This is a genomic window from Lyngbya sp. CCY1209 (assembly GCF_035615495.1).
In the GTDB taxonomy this organism is placed as follows: Bacteria; Cyanobacteriota; Cyanobacteriia; order Cyanobacteriales; family Microcoleaceae; genus Limnospira.
The window spans coordinates 1-4,794 of record NZ_JAJENU010000295.1 but is presented as its reverse complement, the minus strand read 5'-3'; the positions used below and the strand labels follow the sequence as shown (position 1 = coordinate 4,794).

The following is a 4,794-nucleotide window of genomic DNA, read 5'->3' as shown; positions in this document are numbered from 1 at the left end:
CCTAGATGCCTCGGCGGAAAGGATGATTACAAAAACCTCCAACTGCTGCACCGCCACTGTCACGATGCCAAGACTGCAATAGATGGTAGTCAAAGCAAGAGTCGTACTCATGACAATGAGACGACTGAACTAGGAGCCGTGTGAGGTGAAAGTCTCATGCACGGTTTTGAATGGGAGGGGGAGATGGTGACATCTCTCTCGACCCCTAATCTCCCGCAGGAAAATGCTGGTGGGGGCCTTAAGTTGTTATTGTGAATAACGGTTATGAACGAACAGGATTGTTCGGCCGTTTATGATGAACTGGTCGAAATACTTAACGAATTGGAATTAACCTGGGTCGCCGAACAGGTTGAGGACGTGGTGAGTGCCGGAAAAACGGTCGAGGAGATGGTGGCGGGGCGAAAGTCCCCCGATTTGAAATTGGCGTATCACAGCCCCCAGGAGCGGTTATTATTGCTGATCGATGCGGTCGATCGCGCCATTATTTCGGGTGCGGAAATAGATCGAGAAATTGCGGATGTTTTGGGCCACGAAGCGCTGACTTTGGAGGTGAAGCCGGAAATCCGGTTCGCCTCGGCGGTGGGGGGAAAGGGGAAGTTATTCAAATTTTCTCCCGACCCGATCTCGGCGCGATCGCAGCAGTGCGATCGGTTAAAAATGACGTTGGAACAGTTGCGATCGGAGGTGGAAAAAGATGGCGGTTAATGCGTCCCTGTTGCGGGATATAAAAACCCAGTTGGCATCGACAATCAATCCCGATTTTAAAACAGAAAAAGAGGCGGGCGATCGGTTCAAGTTTTACATCTTCAGTATCATCGTCAAAGCGGCTCGAAATGAAGGGGCGTTGGTTTACTATAAAGATGTTGACAAAAACAATCCGGAAACCCTCGTTTTTCGCAAGCGAGCCGGACAACTTTACGACGCCACCCAACCCTACACCCACGCGGTTATCGAATTTCCCAATAAACCCCCGCTGGAAATTCACATGGGGGTAAAAGTTCACGGGCGCCTGCGGGTGTTGTACGACTGCGATATCTGCGTCCTGTACAAAATCGAAGCCGATGCCTGCCGGAATAACCGCCGGGAACCCCGGGCGTCGCGGATTTTGCTGGCGGTTAATTGCGAACATTACGCCTCCCAATTGAAGCTGGAATTCGCCCAGGCGTTTTTGGCGTTGGCGTCGGAGTTGCGGGTGGCGGGGGAGTGCTATTTTGTCTCGAACAGTGCGTCGGACGTGGCGGGTAAACTGCTGGCGAGTCGGAAGCGGAAGTGGGAGTGCGACATTGTTCCCGGAAAGGCGAACAATGTGAATCGGTTGATGTACGGCTTCCAGGCAATTTTTAAAGATTTCAAAGCCAAAAGTTGAGATATAATTCGCGTAGCACGAGCTTCTAGCTTGTGATTGACTGATGATAATTTGAGTTTTTCACAGGCAGGATGCCTGTGCTACCCGATATGAATGATATTTTTTTGGAAATTCACACCGATCTGGTTCGAGAGGCTCCGGGGGGCGATGAGTACACCCGAAAGGCGTTTCAGATGCTGCCATCCCTGTCGAAACCGAATATTTTGGATGTCGGTTGCGGCCCCGGTGCCCATACGTTGGAACTGGCGAGGTTGACGGATGGGACAATTACCGCGATCGACACCCACCAACCCTATTTGGATCGCCTGCAAGCCGCCGCCGAAGCCGCCGGTTTTCAGGATCGGATTACCGGTTTGAATCAAACCATGTCGTCCTTGCCCTTTCCGCGATCGCATTTCGATCTCATTTGGGCTGAAGGTTCCATTTATATTATCGGTTTTGAAACGGGTTTGACGGACTGGAAACTCTGTCTCAAACCGGACGGTTATTTGGTGGTGAGTGAGTTGGTTTGGTTGCGGGAAAATCCGCCGTCGGAGGTGGCGGAGTTTTGGGGAGAAAACTATCCGGGGATGAAACATTTGTCCCAAGTTCCGGAGATGATTTCTCGCTGCGGCTATCAACTCCTCGACCATTTTACGATTCCTGAAACCGGCTGGACTGATTATTATGATGGGGTGGAGTCCAGAATTAATACCCTCTCCGATATCTATAAAAATGATGATGAGGCCCGGGAAGTTTTGGAGATGGAACGGCAGGAGATTGAGATGTATCGAAAATATAAGGATTGGTATGGATATGAGTTTTTTGTGATGAAATTGAAGTGATAAACCTAGCCTTGTGGATGGGCAACCCTATAAGGTTGCACCCAAGGATGGGCAACCCGAGACGATTGCCCCCACAAAAACGGGCAACCCTATAAGGTTGCCACCACAAAAACGAGTCAGCCTCAAACAAGCGGATCTGATATAATTTTTAACTGATGCGATCGCATCTCGATAACGGAAGCGATCGCGGTCAAAATAGCCGATATTAAATGCCAATTGTCAATGTCCTCAATTTCCCGCGAAAATCTCAGAAAAAAAATTTTGGAAATGGTCGAAGATTCTCAACCCGATCCCACCCAGTGGTTTGAAAACCTGTACGCCTGGTCTGGGGGCGATCCGGCCCGCATTCCGTGGGCGACATTGGCGGTTCATCCCCAACTGCAAGCATGGCTGGAAAATCACCCGATTCGGGATAACAATAAAACGGCTTTGGTGCTGGGTTGCGGGTTGGGAGATGACGCGGAAGGGTTGGCGAAGTGTGGCTATCAGGTGACGGCTTTTGATATTTCCAAAACTGCGATCGCCTGGTGTCGCCAAAGGTTCCCCGATTCCCCGGTCAACTACACCGTCGCAGATTTGTTGAACCTCGATCCGGAGTGGCGGGAACGGTTCGATTTCGTGCTGGAATCTCGCATCACTCAATCCCTGCCTTTGGACGTGCGATCGCGGGCGATCGGTGCGATCGCAGATCTCGTTTCCCCCGGCGGTATCTTATTATTAATTACCCGATATCGCCCCACCGAAGCACCCCCGGACGGCCCGCCCTGGCCGCTGTCGGAGGGTGAACTGTCTCAATTTCAAACCTTCGGATTGGAAGAAATTCAACGCCGTCAATTTTCGGAAGACAGAAATCCTGACGTGACGCAGTTTTGTCTCGAATACAGAAAATCTCGTTAATGAGAAATTGAGAAAATGGAACGTTCGCCAAACGCCGAAACTCAAGCATTTCTCAATCTGATTGCTGAGTCCGATCGCCCCCCTCTCCATACCCTGACGCCGGCGGAATTGAGAAGCCTCAATCAGATGTTCCTCAACTCTTCTCACCCGCCGGAACCGCTGGAAAAGGTGGAAAATCGCACCATTCCCGGCCCCGGCGGGGAACTGCCGATCCGCATTTACACCCCCGCCGGAAACCCGCCATTTCCGGTTCTCGTTTACTTCCACGGCGGGGGTTACGTTCTGGGGGATTTGGATATGGTGGATAGCATCTGCCGGACTCTAGCAAATGGGGCAAAATGTATCGTCGTTTCGGTGGATTATCGTCTGGCGCCGGAACATCCATTTCCCGCCGCGATCGCGGATGGATTCACCGCAACAGAGTGGGTATTCAACCAAGCGGAAACCTTCGGAGGCGATCGCGATCGCGTGGCGGTGGGGGGCGAAAGTGCCGGGGGAAATTTGGTGGCGGTGGTGGCGTTGATGCGGCGCGATCGCTCCTTGCCACCACTCGTTTATCAATTGCTTATTTATCCATCAACCCAGGTAGACATCGAGACAGAATCTCGCCAAAAATTTGCCGATAACTATTTTTTAACCGCCGATTCAATTGCTTATTTTTGCCGGCTTTATCTTCCCGATATCACTAAAAGACGAGATCCCCTGGCTTCCCCTCTCTTGACAAAAGAGTTATCCAACTTGCCCCCCGCATTGATTATCACCGCCGAATTCGACCCCCTGCGGGATGAGGGACAAGCCTACGGCGATCGCCTCAAAAAAGCCGGAGTTCCCGTCCAAATCTCCTGCTATCCGGGCACGATTCACGCCTTCGTCAACCTCGCCGGAATCCTCAGTCAAGGACGGGAAGCCTTGGCGGAATCTGCGATCGCCTTAAAACGGGCGTTTTATTCTGAAAATTGATCTCGCAGAATGGGAGTCATGAAACGAACTTTTTATGCCGCTTTGAGTTTTCCCATCATCCTCAGTTTCGGGATCGTCGCCAACTCCACTCCCAAACCCACCCCGGAACAAATTCGAGACGCCTGTGCCGAAGATCGAGCCGATCGCCTCCCCATCCCCTTTGAAGATTTGTCACCCGACGAACCTTCTTTTCGGGAAATCATGAGACTTTATTATTGCAAAACGGCGACAAATTCGGCCTGCATTCCCACCCCTATTATACCTCAAAATGGGGCGATTTTAGATAATAGCCGGGAAGATCGCGCCGATCTGATAATCTGGGATTTTGACTGGTCCGACTGTCCCGGCGCCACCCAATATCACCTGTACGTCATCGGCGAAAATGCCCGAAATCCCGTCATCGACATCGACACCCTTTCCCAGTCTTCCCATCGCGAAATCAGCGCGGGTTATATCGGCGATCGTAACCGCTTAAATTGGACGTGGAAAGTCCGGGCAAAAATCAACGGAGAATGGGGCGAATGGTCGGAAATTCGCACCTTCGACGTGGAACCCCTCAACACCGATCCCCCCTCCCGGCGTTGATGATAGGCAAGAGGCAATCGGCAAAAGTTTGAAGCCGCTTCAGAAGATGGCACCCAGGAATAATAACTGTTTAAGCGGACATGATATATAGCGCTGCTAGAGGGGGTGTAGGGTGTAGGGTGTAGGGTGTAGGGAGGGGAAATTCCCTCGACATCAGGGTTT

At 51.5% G+C, this 4,794-nt stretch carries 7 protein-coding genes; all 7 read left to right on the top strand.

Features of this window, described 5'->3' with window-relative positions; translation table 11 throughout:
- A partial coding sequence (locus tag LKE08_RS08665; protein ID WP_324703819.1) for an HNH endonuclease signature motif containing protein occupies positions 1-144 on the top strand: 144 nt, incomplete at its 5' end.
- Between the two features lie 120 nt (positions 145-264).
- A complete protein-coding gene (locus LKE08_RS08660; RefSeq protein WP_324703818.1) occupies positions 265-705 on the top strand; it encodes a hypothetical protein in 441 nt (146 codons plus the stop codon).
- Positions 695-1,366, top strand: a complete 672-nt coding sequence (locus tag LKE08_RS08655) for a hypothetical protein (protein WP_324703817.1) — start codon at positions 695-697, stop codon at positions 1,364-1,366. Before LKE08_RS08660 ends, LKE08_RS08655 begins: the two co-directional genes overlap by 11 nt.
- A 71-nt stretch (positions 1,367-1,437) precedes the next feature.
- On the top strand, positions 1,438-2,190 hold the full coding sequence (locus LKE08_RS08650; protein WP_324703816.1) for a class I SAM-dependent methyltransferase: 753 nt from the start codon (positions 1,438-1,440) through the stop codon (positions 2,188-2,190).
- Positions 2,191-2,412: 222 nt separating this feature from the next.
- Positions 2,413-3,087, top strand: a complete 675-nt coding sequence (locus LKE08_RS08645; protein ID WP_324703815.1) for a class I SAM-dependent methyltransferase — start codon at positions 2,413-2,415, stop codon at positions 3,085-3,087.
- A gap of 15 nt (positions 3,088-3,102) precedes the next feature.
- Positions 3,103-4,047 carry an alpha/beta hydrolase gene (locus LKE08_RS08640; protein WP_324703814.1) on the top strand — a complete coding sequence of 315 codons (945 nt, stop codon included), beginning with the start codon at positions 3,103-3,105 and terminating at the stop codon, positions 4,045-4,047.
- A gap of 18 nt (positions 4,048-4,065) precedes the next feature.
- Positions 4,066-4,632, top strand: coding sequence for a hypothetical protein (locus tag LKE08_RS08635; protein ID WP_324703813.1), 567 nt, complete (start codon positions 4,066-4,068; stop codon positions 4,630-4,632).
- Positions 4,633-4,794 lie beyond the last annotated feature (162 nt).

What these genes read in the sequence shown, in the direction of transcription:
- LKE08_RS08660 (WP_324703818.1), top strand. Translation starts at nt 265, where the DNA reads ATGAACGAACAGGATTGTTCGGCCGTTTATGATGAACTGGTCGAAATA.
- LKE08_RS08655 (WP_324703817.1), top strand. Translation starts at nt 695, where the DNA reads ATGGCGGTTAATGCGTCCCTGTTGCGGGATATAAAAACCCAGTTGGCA.
- LKE08_RS08650 (WP_324703816.1), top strand. Translation starts at nt 1,438, where the DNA reads ATGCCTGTGCTACCCGATATGAATGATATTTTTTTGGAAATTCACACC.
- LKE08_RS08645 (WP_324703815.1), top strand. Translation starts at nt 2,413, where the DNA reads ATGTCCTCAATTTCCCGCGAAAATCTCAGAAAAAAAATTTTGGAAATG.
- LKE08_RS08640 (WP_324703814.1), top strand. Translation starts at nt 3,103, where the DNA reads ATGGAACGTTCGCCAAACGCCGAAACTCAAGCATTTCTCAATCTGATT.
- LKE08_RS08635 (WP_324703813.1), top strand. Translation starts at nt 4,066, where the DNA reads ATGAAACGAACTTTTTATGCCGCTTTGAGTTTTCCCATCATCCTCAGT.